Origin of the sequence: Streptomyces pilosus (genome assembly GCF_014649835.1) — a bacterium.
Classification (GTDB): domain Bacteria; phylum Actinomycetota; class Actinomycetes; order Streptomycetales; family Streptomycetaceae; genus Streptomyces; species Streptomyces pilosus.
Map to the genome: position 1 here is coordinate 1 of NZ_BMTU01000043.1, position 1,041 is coordinate 1,041.

General features: G+C 71.7%; 1 protein-coding gene. It reads left to right on the top strand.

Annotation, left to right across the window (positions count from 1 at the left end):
* Window positions 1-31 precede the first annotated feature (31 nt).
* The coding region (locus IE118_RS33820; RefSeq protein WP_189561927.1) for an enoyl-CoA hydratase-related protein at window positions 32-1,041 on the top strand (1,010 nt) is incomplete at its 3' end.

Sequence of the window (1,041 nt, forward strand, 5' to 3'; positions counted from 1 at the left end):
GACCCGCCACCTCACTCACGGAGACATCCTCATGACCGAGAGCACCACCATCCGCTGGGAAGAGAACACCGAGGGGGTCGTCACCCTGGTCCTGGACGATCCCGACCAGCCGGTGAACACCATGAACGCGGCCTTCATCGACTCCCTCGACGCGGTGGTCGACCGACTGGAGAACAAGGACGAGGCCCTCAGGGGCGTCGTCCTCACCTCCGCCAAGAAGACCTTCTTCGCCGGGGGAGACCTGCGGGACCTGCGCGCGGTCACGCCCGAGACCGCCGACCGCTCCTTCGAGGCGGGCATGCGCGTCAAGCGCGCCCTGCGCAGGCTGGAGACGCTGGGCGTGCCCGTCGTGGCCGCCCTCAACGGCACCGCTCTGGGCGGCGGTTACGAGATCGCGCTCGCCTGCCACCACCGCGTCCTCCTCGACCGGCCCACCGCCCGGGTCGGGCTGCCCGAGGTCACGTTCGGCCTGCTTCCCGGTGGTGGCGGCGTGACCCGCACGGTACGGATGTTCGGGATCGCCGACGCGCTGCAGAAAGTGCTCCTGGAGGGCAGGCAGTACGCCCCCGCCGCCGCCCTCGCCGCCGGTCTGGTCGACGGGATCGCCGCCGATCCGGCCGAACTGCTCATGAAGGCGCGGGCGTTCATCGACGCCCACCCCGAGTCCGCCCAGCCCTGGGACCGGCCCGGCCACCGCATCCCCGGCGGCACCCCGGCCCACCCCGAGTTCGCCGCCAACCTTCCGGCCTTCCCCGCCAACCTGCGCAAGCAGACCGGCGGCGCCCCCTACCCGGCGCCACGCAACATCATGGCCGCCGCCGTCGAGGGCGCCCAGGTCGACATCGACACCGCGTTCGTCATCGAGGCCCGATACCTCACCGACCTGCTGACCGGTCAGACCGCCAAGAACATGATCCAGGCCTTCTTCTACGACCTGCGGGCCGTCGAAGCGGGCGCCAACCGGCCGCAGAACCTGCCCTCCCGCACGGTCCGCAGGGTGGCCGTCCTGGGCGCCGGGATGATGGGGGCCGGCATCGCCTA